This is a genomic window from Selenomonas sp. AB3002 (genome assembly GCF_000702545.1).
Classification (GTDB): Bacteria; Bacillota; Negativicutes; order Selenomonadales; family Selenomonadaceae; genus Selenomonas_B; species Selenomonas_B ruminantium_A.
Genome location: NZ_JNIO01000002.1, coordinates 784,078 through 799,729, shown reverse-complemented (window position 1 = coordinate 799,729; position 15,652 = coordinate 784,078). Strand labels below are relative to the sequence as shown.

At 52.7% G+C, this 15,652-nt stretch carries 12 protein-coding genes and 1 pseudogene; 12 read left to right on the top strand and 1 reads right to left on the bottom strand.

The features are described 5' to 3' along the window. Positions 1 to 6 precede the first annotated feature (6 nt). The 12 genes and pseudogenes from P159_RS0103930 to P159_RS0103875 form a co-directional block, all read left to right on the top strand. Positions 7 to 732: pseudogene (locus tag P159_RS0103930) on the top strand (amino acid ABC transporter ATP-binding protein); the annotation flags it as partial. 433 nt (positions 733 to 1,165) lie between these two features. Next, entirely contained in the window at positions 1,166 to 1,984 is an 819-nt protein-coding gene (gene larE, locus P159_RS0103925) for an ATP-dependent sacrificial sulfur transferase LarE (protein ID WP_037376956.1), read from the top strand. A 124-nt stretch (positions 1,985 to 2,108) separates the two neighbouring features. Further along, positions 2,109 to 3,233: an ABC transporter ATP-binding protein gene (locus P159_RS0103920; protein ID WP_029541634.1), complete on the top strand. Its 1,125-nt coding sequence runs from the start codon at positions 2,109 to 2,111 to the stop codon at positions 3,231 to 3,233. After that, entirely contained in the window at positions 3,226 to 4,875 is a 1,650-nt protein-coding gene (locus P159_RS0103915; protein ID WP_029541632.1) for an iron ABC transporter permease, read from the top strand. Before P159_RS0103920 ends, P159_RS0103915 begins: the two co-directional genes overlap by 8 nt. Positions 4,876 to 4,927: 52 nt before the next feature. Further along, positions 4,928 to 5,980, top strand: coding sequence for an ABC transporter substrate-binding protein (locus tag P159_RS0103910; RefSeq protein ID WP_029541629.1), 1,053 nt, complete (start codon positions 4,928 to 4,930; stop codon positions 5,978 to 5,980). A gap of 83 nt (positions 5,981 to 6,063) precedes the next feature. Continuing rightward, positions 6,064 to 7,632: a sensor histidine kinase gene (locus tag P159_RS19100; RefSeq protein ID WP_029541626.1), complete on the top strand. Its 1,569-nt coding sequence runs from the start codon at positions 6,064 to 6,066 to the stop codon at positions 7,630 to 7,632. After that, positions 7,625 to 8,443 carry an HAD-IIB family hydrolase gene (locus P159_RS0103900; protein ID WP_029541624.1) on the top strand — a complete coding sequence of 273 codons (819 nt, stop codon included), beginning with the start codon at positions 7,625 to 7,627 and terminating at the stop codon, positions 8,441 to 8,443. Before P159_RS19100 ends, P159_RS0103900 begins: the two co-directional genes overlap by 8 nt. Before the next feature lie 13 nt (positions 8,444 to 8,456). Beyond that, on the top strand, positions 8,457 to 9,224 hold the full coding sequence (locus P159_RS0103895) for a response regulator (RefSeq protein WP_029541621.1): 768 nt from the start codon (positions 8,457 to 8,459) through the stop codon (positions 9,222 to 9,224). A 150-nt stretch (positions 9,225 to 9,374) separates the two neighbouring features. Further along, on the top strand, positions 9,375 to 13,037 hold the full coding sequence (locus P159_RS0103890) for an autotransporter outer membrane beta-barrel domain-containing protein (RefSeq protein ID WP_029541619.1): 3,663 nt from the start codon (positions 9,375 to 9,377) through the stop codon (positions 13,035 to 13,037). A 306-nt stretch (positions 13,038 to 13,343) separates the two neighbouring features. After that, positions 13,344 to 14,321 (top strand): Rpn family recombination-promoting nuclease/putative transposase, encoded by a 978-nt coding sequence (locus tag P159_RS0103885; protein WP_051650096.1) that lies wholly within the window; start codon positions 13,344 to 13,346, stop codon positions 14,319 to 14,321. A 15-nt stretch (positions 14,322 to 14,336) separates the two neighbouring features. Then, positions 14,337 to 14,570, top strand: coding sequence for a hypothetical protein (locus P159_RS0103880; protein WP_185753595.1), 234 nt, complete (start codon positions 14,337 to 14,339; stop codon positions 14,568 to 14,570). A gap of 6 nt (positions 14,571 to 14,576) precedes the next feature. Then, positions 14,577 to 14,783, top strand: coding sequence for a hypothetical protein (locus P159_RS0103875; protein WP_139283597.1), 207 nt, complete (start codon positions 14,577 to 14,579; stop codon positions 14,781 to 14,783). Between the two features lie 65 nt (positions 14,784 to 14,848). Here P159_RS0103875 and P159_RS0103870 read toward each other — a convergent pair whose 3' ends face one another. Next, on the bottom strand, positions 14,849 to 15,031 hold the full coding sequence (locus P159_RS0103870) for a helix-turn-helix domain-containing protein (protein WP_029541608.1): 183 nt from the start codon (positions 15,029 to 15,031) through the stop codon (positions 14,849 to 14,851). Positions 15,032 to 15,652: the final 621 nt, after the last annotated feature.

Below are 15,652 nucleotides of genomic sequence, written 5' to 3'. Positions count from 1 at the left end.
GAGAGCCTGCTGAGAATCGAGCATTTGCAAAAAGCCTATAGCAATGTAACTCCCCTGAAGGATGTGAATCTGACGGTAAGCCCTGGGGAGGTCATCTCTATCATAGGCCCCTCTGGCACAGGCAAGTCCACCTTGCTGCGCATGATCAACCGGCTGGAAGAAGTTACCGCCGGGAAAATCTATCTGCAGGGGGAGGATATCACTTTGCCTGGCTGCGATATGAGCCGGGTGCGCCAGAGAATCGGCATGATTTTCCAGTCTTTCAATCTCTTTCCCCACCTGACAGTGGTGGAGAATATCATGGCAGCTCCCCTTGATTTGAAGAAAATGTCCAGGCAGGAGGCCTATGACAAGGCGAAAGAACTGCTGGCAAGTGTGGCCCTGGGGAGCAAGGCCTTCAATTACCCTGATGAACTTTCCGGCGGCCAGCAGCAGCGGGTGGCCATCGTCCGGGCTCTGGCTATGGAGCCTGAGCTCTTGCTGCTGGATGAGCCCACTTCGGCGCTGGACCCCACCATGACAGGGGAGGTGGAGGCCGTTATCCGCAAGGTAGCCTCCTCCGGCGTCACCATGATGATGGTGACCCACAGCATGGAACTGGCTCAGAGAGTGTCCAGCCGCATCCTCTATCTGGATGAAGGGGGCATCTACGAGGAGGGCACCCCGGAGGAAATCTTCGGCAATCCACAAAAAGAGCGCACCCGCCAGTTCGTAGGGCGGATGAAGGTGCTGGAAATCCACGTCGACTCCCAGGACTTCGATTTTTACGGCTGCAATGAGAGCATTGCCTTCTTCTGCCGGAAGAATGACATTCCTTTGGGCATGAACTACTCCATGCTGCTGCTGTTCGAAGAAATATGCGTGCAGATTTTGCTTAAGCGTATTTTGATGCCTGACATCAGATGGGTGGCAGAATACTCAGAAGCTGAAGAGCAGGTAATGGTCAGGATTGACTACAATGGAAAGCCCTTCGATATCAGGTTCAGCGATAACGTTCTGTCACTGGGACTTATCCGCAGCATGGCAGATATTGTGGAGTATGAGTTCAGGGAAGGGGAGCCCTTGGGCAACCGCTTGTTATTGGCGGTCAGGAAAAGGTGAAGGATGGATATGCCAGGCGTATGTGAGCGGCTTTGAAGGGCTGGTACTGGAAGTGGATAACTTGATGAAAAGGCTTGAGGTTGGCATGGAAGAAAAGAAGAAAAAGCTCATATCGCTGCTGGAAAGCTACGGCAGCGCAGCCGTGGCCCTGTCCGGGGGCGTGGACAGCATGACTTTGGCCAGGGCGGCTTATATGGCCCTGGGGGACAGGGCTGTGGCGGTGACGGCGGCGTCTGAGCTGCTGTCAGAGGAGGAGCGCAGGGATGCCCGGGCTGGGGCTGAGGCTGTTGGCATCCGTCATGTCATATTGGAAGCAGATGACCTTGCCCTGCAGGAAATCAGGCGCAATGACAGGGAGAGGTGCTATTTCTGCAAGCGGCACCGCATGGAGAAGATGCTCTCTTGGGCGAAGCAGGCAGGCTTTGCCGTGGTGGCGGACGGCTCCAATGTGTCGGACAGGAGCGACTACCGGCCCGGGGCCCGGGCGTTGCAGGAGCTGGGCATTCGCTCCCCTCTGGCAGAGTGCGGCTTCAATAAGGAGGATATTCGCAAGTTGGCGAAGGAGTGGGGGCTGGCTGTCTGGGACAAGCCCAGTGCCGCCTGCCTGGCCTCCCGGGTGGCCTATGGCCTTGAGCTGACGCCGGAGCGCCTGCAGCGCATTGATATGGCAGAAACCTTCCTCAGAGAGCTGGGGGTCAAAGGGCAGCTGAGAGTGAGGGACCACGGGGATCTGGCACGGATAGAGGTGGCAGAGGAAGCCTTTGGCCTGGTGGCAGAGCAGAGAGCAGGGATTGCTGGCAGGCTGAAGGAATTGGGCTTTGCCTATGTGACTTTGGATATGACAGGCTACCGCATGGGCAGCCAGAATATTAGCCTCCCTTGAAAAGGGGAGGCTAGTTCATTTTTGCTGACATTTATCCTTTATTCTGGATTGTTTGTTATTTTTAAGGGCTGTAAAATATATATAACCTAAGAAACAATAGGCATTCGGAATGGAGGAGAGGTCAATGAGTGTTGCCATTACGGCAGACAAAGTGGTGAAGCGGTACGGGGACCTGACCATCATCCCCCAGCTTACAGAGGGGATCAAAAACGGGGAATTCTTTACTTTGCTGGGACCTTCTGGCTGCGGCAAGACCACCCTGTTGCGCATGATTGCGGGGTTCAATACCATCGAGGGCGGGCAGATTCGCTTCAATGAGCAGGTCATCAATGATATCCCTGCCCACAAGCGCAATATCGGCATGGTGTTCCAGAGCTACGCCATCTTCCCTCATCTCACCGTGCGTCAGAATGTGGAGTATGGCCTGAAACTGCGGGGCATCCCCAAGGATGAGATGAAGGAAAAGGTGGACAAGATCCTGGATGTGGTGCAGATTACCGAGTACCAGGACAGGCTGCCGGAAAGGCTCTCTGGCGGACAGCAGCAGCGTGTGGCTCTGGCCCGCGCCATCGTCATCCATCCCAGCGTGCTGCTGATGGATGAGCCCCTTTCCAATCTGGATGCCAAGCTGCGTGTGGAAATGCGCTCGGCTATCCGTGAAGTTCAGAAGCAGGTGGGCATCACCACCGTTTACGTCACTCACGATCAGGAGGAGGCTTTGGCTATCTCGGATCGCATCGCCGTTATGAAGAAGGGCGTGATCCAGCAGACTGCCTCCCCTCATACCATCTACACCAGACCTTATAATGTGTTCGTGGCTACCTTCATCGGCCACTCCAACCTGTTCAAGGGACGCATCGAGGAGCAGGGGGGCGGCAAGGCTGTGGTCTTTGCCGACGGCTTTGTGCTGCCCATGACGAACCTTTCCCAGGAAGCCAAGGTGGGGGACGATGTGACCATCGCCGTGCGCCCCGAAGAATTTGCCATCTGCGGCGAGGGTGAGGGCGTGAAATGCACCATCAAGACCAAAGTCTTCTTGGGCAAGTACATCACCTACGGACTGGAGTTCCCGGAGGATATGCTCGTCCCTGACCAGCCTGCCATCGAGTTCAGTCAGGACCTGGGCCATGCGGAAAAGGTATTGGAGAAGGGAGATATAGTCTATCTGAAGCCCAATGCTGCCAAGATCAATGTCTTCAGAGCTGACGGCACCAAGAGCCTGATGGAAGGTGTGGTGGAGCATGAATAAGAAATTCCAGTGGGACTTCTGGGCATGGATTACCCTGCTGTCCATCGTGGTTTTCGGCCTGTTCCTCATGTATCCCCTGTTTTCCCTGTTTGCCAGCGCCTTCCAGGACGCTATGACCGGGGAATTCACCATGTCCAACTTCGGCCTTTTCTTTGAGCGGAAGTATTACTACCAGTCCATGATCAACAGCTTCAGTGTCACCACCTGCGTGACGCTCCTGGCGGTAATCATCGGTACGGCTCTGGCCTATTTCATGACCTTGTTCAAGGTGAAGGGCAAGAGCATCGTGGAAATCTGCATCATCATTTCCCTGCTGTCACCGCCCTTCATCGGGGCATATTCCTGGATTTTGATTGGCGGCCGCAGCGGCATCCTGACCCAGTGGCTGGCCAGTATCGGCATCGACTTCCCCTCCATTTACGGCTTTGCGGGAATCCTGCTGGTGCTGACTCTGAAGCTCTATCCGTTCATCTACCTCTATGTGGCTGGGGCCATGAAGAATATCGACTCGGCCCTTATCGAGGCGGCGGAAAGCCTGGGCTGCAGCGGCATCAAGAAGGTGGTCACCATCATGCTGCCGCTCATCACCCCGACTATCCTGGCTGGTTCCCTGATGGTCTTCATGAACGCCATGGCAGACTTCGGTACCCCCATGCTCATAGGCGAGGGCTTCAACGTCATGCCGGTCATGATTTACTCCGAGTTCATCAACGAAGTCGGTGACCAGGCCAACTTCGCGGCGGCCATGGCTGCCATCATGGTGCTGATCACTTCTACTATATTCATGCTGCAGAAGTATGTGGTGAATAAGAAGTCCTTTACCATGAGCTCCTTGAGGCCTCTGCCTGTGGGGGAGATGACGGGCATCAAGAACGTCATTATGCATGTGGCTATTTACCTCTTAGTGGCGTTGTCTATGATTCCCCAGCTGGTGGTCATCTACACTTCGTTCCTGAAGACCAACGGCTCCATTTTCGTGGAGGGCTACTCTCTGGACAGCTACCGCACCATCTTTGAGTCCCTGGGCACGGCTGTCAGCAACACCTACGCTTACAGTACGGCGGCTATGCTGATGATTGTCTTCCTGGGCATGACGGTGGCTTATCTCACTACCCGCAAGAAGAGCTGGCTCACGGATGTCATTGACACCCTGACCATGTTCCCCTATATCATCCCCGGTTCTGTCCTGGGTATCACTTTGCTTTTGGCTTTCAATGAGGAGCCCATGCTGCTGTCCGGTACGGCCATCATCATCATCATTTCCCTGGTGATACGCCGCCTGCCCTACACCCTGCGCTCCAGCTCCGCTATCCTTTATCAGCTGAGCCCCAGCCTTGAAGAGGCATCCATAAGCCTGGGGGCATCTCCTGTGAAGACCTTCTTCAAGATCACGGCAGTCATGATGCTGCCCGGGGTCATGAGCGGGGCCATCATTTCCTGGATTACCGCCATCAATGAGCTGAGTTCCTCGGTAATCCTCTTTACAGGGGCCACCAAGACCATGTCCGTAGCCATCTACACGGAGGTCATCCGGGCCAGCTACGGCACGGCGGCAGCCCTTTCTACCATCCTTACGGCAACAACCATCCTGGCCATGGTGATCTTCTTCAAAGTCTCCGGCCGCCGGGATGTGACGTTGTGAGTTGCAACTCATTATATCCTATTAACAGCTGTTCAATTAAGGAGGTTTCATCATGAAGCTGAAAAAGATCCTGGCAAGCCTGTTGGGCGCCGCCATGCTCACCACCTGCTTTGCAGGCTGTGGCGGCGGCGGGGACAAGGCAGCGTCCTCTACCTCTGCCACCGCTGACAGCGGGGAGAACAAAGTAGTTATCTACTGCCCGCACCCCCTGGCCTTCATCAATCCCCTCGTGGAAGAGTTTGAGAAGCAGAGCGGTGTGAAGGTGGAAGTAGTGGCAGCCGGTACCGGCGAGCTCTTGAAGCGCGTGGAATCCGAGAAGGCCAACCCCCTGGCAGATATCTTCTGGGGCGGTTCCCTCTCCACCATGAAGCCTAAGGCAGCCCTCTTTGAGGAATATCGTTCCGTCAACGAAGACCATGTGCAGCCGGACTTCAAGAACGTGGAAGGCTCCATCACCCGTTTCACGGATATCCCCAGCGTCATCATGGTGAACACCAACCTCATCGGTGATGTGAAGGTGGAAGGCTATGAGGACCTGCTGAATCCTGCTCTCAAGGGCAAGATTGCCTTTGCAGATCCCTCCAAGTCCTCCTCTTCCTATGAGCACATCATCAATATGCTCTACGCCATGGGCAATGGCAACCCGGACAACGGCTGGGATTATGTGGAGAAGCTGGCCAAGAACCTGGATGGCAAGCTCCTCTCCGGTTCCTCCGCTGTATACAAAGGTGTGGCTGACGGCGAGTATGCCGTGGGACTGACCTTCGAGGAAGGCGGCGCCAAGTACGTGGCTGACGGCGCTCCCGTGAAGCTGGTCTACATGAAGGAAGGCGTCATCTCCAAGCCGGACGGCATCTACATCATCAAGAATGCCAAGCACATGGAAAATGCCAAGAAGTTCATCGACTTCATCACCAGCAAAGAGGCTCAGACCCTCATCACCCAGAAGCTCCATCGCCGCAGCGTCCGCGATGATGTGGATGCACCCGTAGGGCTCCTGCCGAAGGCTGAGATCAAGTCCATCACTGATGATGAGGAAGTAGTGAACAAGAACAAGAAGGCATGGCTGGATAAGTTCAAGGATATCTTCACCAGCGTGCAGTGAGCAAGTTTTTGCAGGGCGGGGGTCATTTGGCCCCCGTTTTTCTGTTATACTAGGGATAGAGATTTAGGAAGGGAGCTCCGTTCATGCACCGTTATTTTGAATCACGCTTTCATAGGGCGCTGGCCTGGTATGCTTTGGTGCCTGTGCTGGTTATGACTGTGCTGGGGTCGGCGTTGATGCTTATCAGCTGGCAGTATTCTGTGGTGCGGGTCAGTGATACTTCCAGGGAGTTGGCGGCGGCTGTGCTGACGGATGTCAGTCAGGAATTTCTCTGGTATTCGGCAGAGGAAGCGGAGTTCTTTGGGCAGGAGAAGGACTTTTCTAGTTGGGGCAAAGTCCCCGCGAAGCGGGCGGAGGCCTATGGGCAGCTCTATAGGGATACGGGGCACAGGAAGATTGACTTCTACCTGCTGGACAGGCAGGGCCAGCTGGTGCTGGGCAGCCGGGATTACCTGCCGGACTATCTGCTCCATGTGGGGCAGGGGTGGGGCATTGCCTCCAGGCTTGAAAAGGAGCCGGGGCTGCCAAGGCAGGAGTTCCTGCAGGAAGCGGAGGGCAGCCCCTGCGATTTGGTCTGCGGTCAGGCGGTGGAGCATGGCGGACAGGTGGCAGGCTACCTCTTCTACGTCCTGCCTGAAGCTTATCTCAGCCAGCTGGCAGGGGACGGCCAGGCGGATATCTTTCTGGTGGACGAGCTGGATAACGCCCGCCTTTTGCGCGGCAATGAGCAGCTGACGGATTTCCGCAAGCTGAGAGGGGAATTCCTGGACCAGGAAAACGGGCTGGTGTTTTTGGAGAAAAACATCTACTACGAAACCAGCAAGCCCGTGAATTTTGCCGGGGGCAGGTACAGGGTCTATGTTATTTCCAACGTGTCTGACCTTTTCGTGCGTTATGCCATCGGTGCAGGGGCGCTGCTCTTGGCGGTGTTGCTGATGATTCCCCTGCTCCTCAGGAGCATTGCCCGGGAGAGCCGCCTGACGGCCCAGGCGGTGGACAACCTTACGGCCATTGCAGAACTCAAGGAGCTGGAATCTCAGTTCAATCCCCATTTCCTGTTCAACACTTTGGAAAACATCAAGTTCATGGTGCGCCTGGACCCCGCGGCGGCGGTGGAGATGATTATGGCTCTGTCGTCGCTGCTCCGCTACAGCATTGGCAGCGGGGGGCGGCAGGCTGAGTTCCGGGAAGACCTGAAGTATCTGGAAAGCTATATGAAGATCCAGCAGTACCGCTTCGGCAGCCGTCTGGATTTCCAACGCTATATTGACCCCAGAGCCATGGATTTTGCCATTCCCAAGCTGCTGTTCCAGCCTTTGCTGGAAAACGCCATCAAGTATGGAGAGGACGAGGAAGGGAAGCTGGCGATTTCCTTCAAGGTCAGCGTCACAGACAATCAGTTGATGATACTGGTCAAGGACAAGGGCAGGGGCATGGAGGCAGGGAAGCTGCAGGAGCTCCTGGAACTGCTGCAGTCCCAGTCCAATGAGACTGACCACAGAGGTTTGTTCAATGTGCAGCGCAGGGTGCAGCTGCTGTATGGGGAAGAATACGGGCTGCAGATTGCCTGCCCCCCGGAGGGCGGCACGGAGATTTCCCTGAGATTGCCGGGAGTTTTGAAAAAGAAGGATGAGGTAGAAGAAGATGGGTAAATTCACAGGCAAACTTATCATTTCTGACTTGGACGGAACCCTGATTCCCCGCGGAGGGAAGATTTCCGTGGAGAACCGAGAGGCCATCAGGCATTTCGTCAGCGAGGGCGGCCTCTTCGCCATTGCCACAGGCCGCACCCCTGAGGCGGCTGCGGGCTATGTGGAGGGCCTGCCCATCAATGCCCCCGGAGTGTTCTTCAACGGGGCCATGCTCTACGACTGGCAGGGGCAGAAAGTGCTGAAGACCCTGCCCCTGACTGCAGGAGATGAGGAGAATCGCTGGCCTGCCTTTGCCAGGGAATGTCTCAAGCGCTTTCCCGAGGCCTGCCTGGAGGTCTACACGGCGGACAACTGCCATGTGGTGACCCCGGAGGCCAACGATGACCCCCGGCTGCCCTTCGAATACTACCGCTATGACCACACAGAGCTGGAAACTCTGGTGGATACGAAGAAAACCCCCTGGCTGAAATTCTTTGCCTGCGACAAGCATGAGCATCTGGAGGAGTATGTGAAGCTGGCAGAGGAAATGGGGGTGGCACAGCTGGCCAACGGCTTCTATTCCGAGGACAATTACTACGAGTTCGTGGCCAGGGAGGTGTCCAAAGGCTCTATGCTCTCCCATGTGAGGGAAATGCTCCCCGGCATTGAGATCATCGCTTGCGGTGACTACCTCAACGACAAGGAAATGCTGGAAGCGGCGGACATTTCCGTGGCACCGGAGAATGCTCACGCAGAGATAAGAAAAGCTGCCAAACTGAAAGGGCCAGCCGTGGAAGACCATCTTATTGCATGGCTGGTGGAAAAATTGTGAGGGGAAGAAAGTCATGCTTGACTTGGTAATAGTAGAAGACGAAGAAATCATTCGCCGGGGCCTGGTCTGCACCATTGACTGGCTGAAACTGGGGGCCAGGGTGGTGGGAGATGCAGGCAACGGGAAGGAGGCACTGGCCCTTATCCGGGAGAAACAGCCTGATGTGGTGCTGACGGATATCAAGATGCCCGTCATGGACGGCATTGCCCTGACGGAAGCTCTGAAGGCTGAGGGCAATAAGGCTAAAATCATCTACCTCACCAGCTATGCCGACTTTTCCTATGCCCAGCAGGCTTTGAGGCTGGAAGTCAGTGACTACCTGCTGAAGCCTGTCAATGAAGAGGACCTGGCCAAGGCCCTGCAGAAAATTGAAAAACAGCCCGCAGCTCCCCAGCAGGAGGAGCTCTCCTGGGATGAGGGCCTGCGGGCTGCCTACCACACGGGCAATCCTTACGTCCAGTCCGTCCTCAAACGGATTGAGGGGGGGTATCAGAAGCGTCTGAGCAGCGAGGCGCTGGCTGATGAACTGGGCGTTTCTGCCAGCTACCTTTCCCGCAAGCTGAAGGAGGAAACAGGCCAGACCTTCGGCAGCCTGCTGGCCCAGTACCGCCTGCAGAAAGCCATTGAGATGCTGCAGGCGGGCACCTGGAAGGTCTACGAGATAGCCGAGGAAACAGGCTTTGGTGACTACAAGAATTTCTCCCAGGTATTCAAGAAATACCTGCATACCACCCCCAAGGCCTTCATGCAGGAGATTACCGGGGGATTGAAGCTGGAGTGAAAGTACAATCAGCCTGCCCTTTGGAGTGCTCCTGGTCCTAGTTTTAGGATTTGTGGCAGGAGACCGGTAATTGCTGGCGAATATTTGTCATATTGGGATTACGCCCATTATAGGCAGGGATAGCGCAGGTTTTTCCGAAGGAGCACCAGAATGAGAAAATCAAAAAAATTGGCAATCATGGCAGCCATGACAGCAGGGGTGGCTTTTGGCAGCCCTGTTGAAGCCTTTGAGCCTGATAGTGTAGATTTTGGCGGCAGGCAATTTATTGACTTTGCCTTTTTAAATACAGGGGAAAAGATTTCAACGATAACTGATGATTCAGGGTCGGGGTACGCACTGCCACTGAGTCTCAGGGACGCGACAAAATCTGCCACCTCCTACTGGTCAGAAATGCTGGGGCCCAGGTCGAGATTCACCTCTCCCTGGCAGATTATAGTTGTAACTCAGGACAACTACCAAAATGCCAATGCTATCACAGCTTCAATTAAAGACGGAAATACGGTTCATGATAACTATGTTGCCCAAATGTTGCAGGGAAAAATAAAGCTTGATTACCTGGATATTGAAAAATTGAAAACGAATAGTACCGATGAGGTGGGCACCTATGCTTTTTCAACCATCAGCATAGGACAGCATTTCGGCGCCAATCGTGACGGCGCTCCTGAGGGGTGGTGGGTAGATTCGGACACGGTGCTTCCCACCAATGAACAAGCCGCTGATTTTGTCGGCTGCTTCCGTCATGAACTGGTACATGCCCTGGGGGTGAGTGCCAGCATAGAGTATTGTGACTGGAACGGAAAGGAAGCAACGGAGAAGGTTACCTATGTCGATGGCGTCAGCAGGCTGGCCTTGGTCAGATTTACAAATACCGAAGACAAGGAATTTTGGAATCGCCATCTGGTGGACCAGAACGGAAATCATGGCAAGCCAGGTATGATGATCGTGTCTACTGAAGGTTTTAAACTCTTAAAGGCAAAGAATCCAGACCTTAAGGAATCTGATTGCTTTATTGTAGACCCTGGGAATTTTGCCTATTTTGTAGGGGACAATGTAACGGATGCTCTGGCAGGGGCAACCTTCAACGGCGTTTCCGGCATACCTACCAATGCTTTTGAAATGAAAAGAAATGGCAGCGCCTATAAGGAAGATTTTGAAGGCTCCCACTTCCAGACAGCAGGTGTGCAAAGCCATCGTTCGTATACCAACTATACCGCCTTTATGGAGGTGGAGTTGGCGGCCCTGCAGGATTTGGGCTATGATTTCGACAGAAAGGCGTATTTTGGGCGTTCTGTTTATGGAAACGGTTTGACAATCGACAATACCCAGGGATATTCTGCGAGAAATTCTAATGGCACGGCTTATCTTGAAAATACTTACAGTCAGGTTCCTCTGGGAATTGGTCTTCACGTCTACGGAACGAATAACAATATCACCCAGTCCGCAGATATTTTGACGCAAGGCGCTGGAGCAACAGGCATCCGGGTGGACGGCGAAGGGAATACGATAAATGTACCCGCATCAACTGAAATCCATGGGGACGGTTATAGAGGGAAGGGCATCTTATTTGCCTATGGATGCCATCAAAATCTCAATTTGGCGGGAAATGTGACGGCCAATGGAGCAGGCGGCAATGCGGTGGAATTCAACTTTGGCTCGAGCTCCAATGGAGCTCTTGATGAGTACCGTGGCTCCTACATTCGCTACAGTCGTGGGGTCAGTGCCTACACTGGCGAAATCACCAAGGCTGAAAATAAAGTTCTGAACGATATGAACAGCAACACTTACAATGCCTCTGCCGATGAATTGAAGGGAGAATTGATTACAGACTTCAATTTGTCCGGCAAAATTTCCGGCAGGGAAAATGCAATCTATATCGGCAGAAATGCCTTTGTCAAAAATATCAACGTGAAAAAAGGGGCAGAAATAAGCGGCGCTATCACTTCTGATTGGAAGCATTTTTCTGAAGAACAGGGAATTTTCGATACTGAAAAAAACACCACCTATCAGGAAAAAAATAGAGATACCAATGAAGTGGAGACAAAGAACGGAATCATCAAGCCCCTGATGATTCAATATAACGGAGGCGAGTACGCTTATGCCGACTATATCCCCGACTTGGTGACTAACTTGAACTTTGATATGCAAGACGGGGCCATGCTCTATCAAGGAAATGTCAGTGGCTCCGACAATATGAAGATGAACGTGAAGAGTGGCGATCTGGTATATACGGGAACGGCAGATGTTGTTAATGTAAATGTTTCAAAAGGAGCCGGGCTTTTCGGTGGAACATATACAGTAAATGATATGACCTCACGCATGGCAGATGGCTTTTCAGATGATACCACGGGCAAGTTCATTAACCACGGCACCATTGGCGCATACTCTGGCGATACCAGCATGTCCATTAAGGGAAATCTCGTTTCTGATGGTACTTTGAGCGCTTACGGCGGCGGTTCTCAGGGTCATATCTCCGTCAGTAGTACAGCTAAGGTGGATGGCTCCACGATTTCTGCCACTAATGCCCTGCCTGACGAAACCTTGACCGTGCTGAAGGCAGGGGCGGTAACAGGTACCTTGGCAAATCCTGACGGAAAGCTCTACGCCGCCACGGGGATGCTCTCGACAACGGGGGCCATAGAAGGAAACACCGTGAAGGTAAGGACATATTCGGCCAACAATCTTGGAGAACTGACGGCAGAGCAGGCTGAGGTCTATGATGCCATGGAAACTATGCAGAAGAGCCTCCTGGGTGATGCCCGGAGAAATGAGATGCGCAGCCTTTACAGTCTTAGTCCATCAGCTGCCAAACGTGCCTTCACGGAAATCAGTTCATCCAGCGCCCCGCAGATGGCCTCCCTTGTCCAGCAGAGCACTGTTGCCAGCCGCGTGATTTCCGACCGCCTGAGCACAGCCTTCTCCACCCGGCCTGTAGAGGTGACCTTTCCGGTGAGTCATTTTGCGGATGGAGGAGAAGAGAAGGGCATCAAGATGCGTGCGGAGCTCCCCCTGGCACAGGATAATAATGCCTGGGTAAAGTTCACCAAGAATTGGGGCGACCTCAGGGGCGGAGCAAACTATCATGGGAGCGCCGTATCAGGAGGATATGACCGCATGCTGAACGAAAACTGGCGGGGGGGCGTATTCCTGAGCTATCAGACCATGGGACTTGGCGCCCCGTCCAGCAGGAGCGATATCTACGATACCAGGTTTGGCGTTTACGCGGGCTACCACAAGGATGCCGCCGATGCCTATCTCTATGCGGATTATGGCTGGACCCGGAACAAGCTGCGTCGTGGCGTAGGCTTGTATGGCCTTGGAGCAGAGGCCAGGTACAACTCCCGTCTGGTAGAAATCGGAGGAGAGTATAAGTATGACCTCCATGCAAATGATGGCAGGACCTGGCATGTCAGCCCCTACGTCAACCTCCAGCTTTCCTGGCTGAACCAGAAAGCCTACGCGGAAAACGGAGCGGGCATCTTCAACCAGCATGTCGCAGGGAAGCACAACACCTATTTTGCGGGACAGCTGGGGGTGGAATTGAAGCGTTATCTGAAGCGTGGCAGCTACGGCATGCGCCTTGGAGTGAAGCATGCCTTTGTCGGAGCAGATCCTGAGCTTTCCTTCAGTTATGAGGGCAATGACGACCGGTTCTATACCCTCAGAAACAATCAGGATAAGACCCACTTCATTTTCTCCCTGTCCGGAGAGACCGAATTTGCCAAGGGCTGGTTCCTGAATGGCGAAGCCCAACTCCAGAAGGGGGCCCATGACAAGGACATCTTCGCGTCTGTACAGTTCAAGCGTGTGTGGTGAGGGCGATAGGGAGTGTCAATCCGGTAGAATCACCAAATAATAAATCCCCGGATTGACTGGCAGCCTGGACCATAAGCGTCTGTTGGTAAAATCAACGTAAGGAGTTTTCAAGCTATGAAGAAAATCTTATTTGTCTGCCATGGCAGCATACGAACTTGAACTCTCCAACCCTTGATATTACAGGTTTCGTGAGCAGGGCATACTTGTATTTACAACTTTTTTACAACTTTTGGAAGCGAAGAGCCTTGGCTATGGCATACTGAACAATTGTGGTATAATCGTAGGTAAGAAGTGAGGTGCCAACAATTGGGCGACAAGGATTCTGTAACCAAAGAGTACATGAAGCAGCCTGACCGCTTTGCGGACCTGTTCAATGGCTTCTGCTATGGCGGGGAGCAGCGTATTCAGCCGGGAAAACTGAGGGATATGGACACTGCAAGCATTGTCCTGCCTTATGGTTCTGCTGGAGCGGTACTGCCTGAGCAGAAGGCCAGGGATGTGCTGAAGCTGGCTTTGAAAACAGACGGCAGGGTGGCCTATTGCATACTGGGCGTGGAAAACCAGTCCAAAATCCATCTGGCAATGCCAGTGAGAAACATGCTTTACGATGCTATGACTTTGACGGAGCAGGTTGCAGCCACGGCCAGTTCCCATAAAAAGGCGCGTGACCACGGCAGGGATGAGGCTGAGTATCTGAGCGGCTTCCACCGTGACGATAAAATCTTGCCAGTCATAACCATAGTGGTATACTGGGGCGCAGAGGCATGGGATGCGCCAACTACCTTGCGGGAGATGTATCCTGAGGGGATAGACGAGAGTGTACTGAGGTACGCCAATGACTATAAGGTGAATTTGGTTGCTCCGGCCATGATGACAGACCAGCAGTTGGATATTTTCAAGTCTGACTTGAAGGATGTGCTGAAGTTCATCAAGCACTCCGTCAGCAAGGCGGAGCTGGCCCAGCTGGTAAATGGCAACAAAGCTTATAGATCACTGGATAGACTGGCAGCCCAGATTATAAGCGTCTGTGCTGGCCTGAATTTCAACCTTCCCGTGGGAGAGGAGAGGATTGATATGTGCAAGGCGATAGATGATATGCTTACTGATGCCCTAAATGAAGGAATGGACAAGGGGCGTAAGGAGGCTACCAATGAGGGAATGCTCAATGTCATAGCTATGGCAAGAGACTATAATCTTGGCAAGGAGGCGGCCGTACAGCAACTGGCAAAGCGATATCCTTTATCTCAGGATGATGCGATGTCTTTTGTAAACCAGAACTGGTAAGTGGCAATGAGTAAAATGTGCAAGGCATTGGAAGATATGATTACCGATGCCCGTGATGAGGGGATTAGTAAGGGATACAACGCGGGTATTGATGAAGGACGCAACGAGGCTACTAATGAGGGGATGCTCAATGTCGTCGCTACTGTAAGAGATCTTAATTTCGGCAAGGATGTAGCTATACAGCAACTGGCAAAGAGATATACCTTGTCTCAGGATGATGCTATGTCTTTTGTAAATCAGAATTGGTGATTGGTAATGAGCAAAATGTGCAAGGCAATAGAAGATATGCTCACCGATGCCCGTAACGAAGGTCGAAATATAGCCATCAACGAGGGAAGGCTCAATATCATAGCCATGCTAAGAGAACTCAACTTCAGTAAAGACGTAGCGGTTCAAGAGCTGTCTAAGCGGTATAATATGCCTCTGGAAGAGGCTGCGTCCTTTGTGGACAACAACTGGTGAATTATTCTAAAGGAAAGTGGTGCCCCGAACCTAAGGCTGGTTCGGGGCATTGCTTTTTTATGATGCTATATTTTGCTCTGCTCCCGGATGTAACGCTGGATGCTTTCCCTGGGGATTTTCCAAATCCTGCCTATGCGGAAGCCCTTTATCTGATTTGAAGCCAGCAAGCTGTAAGCAGCATTACGACCTATCATCAGCTCCTCGCAAAGCTCGTCTACGGTGATTAAGGATTCGCTGTTGTTTTCCATGATTTGATGCCCCCTAATTTTAATGCTTTATAGTCATGTCTGCAGAAATAAAGAAAATTACTACAAAGTCTGGAAGGGCAGATTTCATCTTGAGAAATCATTGTTGCTCATACGGGAGGCAACATAATCTTTGATGCTGGATTCAGGTATACGCCAAGGACGGCCCTCTGCGTCTTTGAAGGCTCTTAGAGACTTGGTATGGATTAGACGGTACACATTATATGCGCTGCATGAGAGAACGCATGCTGCTTCGGAAACCGTTAATATGTTCTTTTCTATGTTCATTATCTAACACCCTTTCATGGTTTCTGGAATTGCTTACTATTATGTTAGTTTCCGTAGCGTTACCTTTGATTACCAGTGAGGCGAAGCAGAAAGCAATGAGGGGAAGAGACAAAGAATTTAGGCTCTCCCCCTCTGAGCTAAGATGTATAAAAGTGAAAATCATTAAAAGGGGAGAGCCTAAATTCTGTGGCTCTCCCCGAATTGCTATTTAGGTTGGTACAGCTTTAGGGCCGGAAGGGTGAGCCGTCAGGATCACCCTTCCGGCCCTATCCCTTTATTGGAAAAATTTTATTGCTGATTCATATACTATACGTGGGACGGGGCACTGAAATGTCT

Coding starts and splice junctions, on each gene's coding strand:
- P159_RS0103910 (WP_029541629.1), top strand. CDS start 4,928: ATGAAGCTGAAAAAGATCCTGGCAAGCCTGTTGGGCGCCGCCATGCTC.
- P159_RS0103895 (WP_029541621.1), top strand. CDS start 8,457: ATGCTTGACTTGGTAATAGTAGAAGACGAAGAAATCATTCGCCGGGGC.
- larE (WP_037376956.1), top strand. CDS start 1,166: ATGAAAAGGCTTGAGGTTGGCATGGAAGAAAAGAAGAAAAAGCTCATA.
- P159_RS0103870 (WP_029541608.1), bottom strand. CDS start 15,031: ATGGAAAACAACAGCGAATCCTTAATCACCGTAGACGAGCTTTGCGAG.
- P159_RS0103880 (WP_185753595.1), top strand. CDS start 14,337: ATGTGCAAGGCATTGGAAGATATGATTACCGATGCCCGTGATGAGGGG.
- P159_RS0103900 (WP_029541624.1), top strand. CDS start 7,625: ATGGGTAAATTCACAGGCAAACTTATCATTTCTGACTTGGACGGAACC.
- P159_RS0103915 (WP_029541632.1), top strand. CDS start 3,226: ATGAATAAGAAATTCCAGTGGGACTTCTGGGCATGGATTACCCTGCTG.
- P159_RS0103875 (WP_139283597.1), top strand. CDS start 14,577: ATGAGCAAAATGTGCAAGGCAATAGAAGATATGCTCACCGATGCCCGT.
- P159_RS19100 (WP_029541626.1), top strand. CDS start 6,064: ATGCACCGTTATTTTGAATCACGCTTTCATAGGGCGCTGGCCTGGTAT.
- P159_RS0103920 (WP_029541634.1), top strand. CDS start 2,109: ATGAGTGTTGCCATTACGGCAGACAAAGTGGTGAAGCGGTACGGGGAC.
- P159_RS0103890 (WP_029541619.1), top strand. CDS start 9,375: ATGAGAAAATCAAAAAAATTGGCAATCATGGCAGCCATGACAGCAGGG.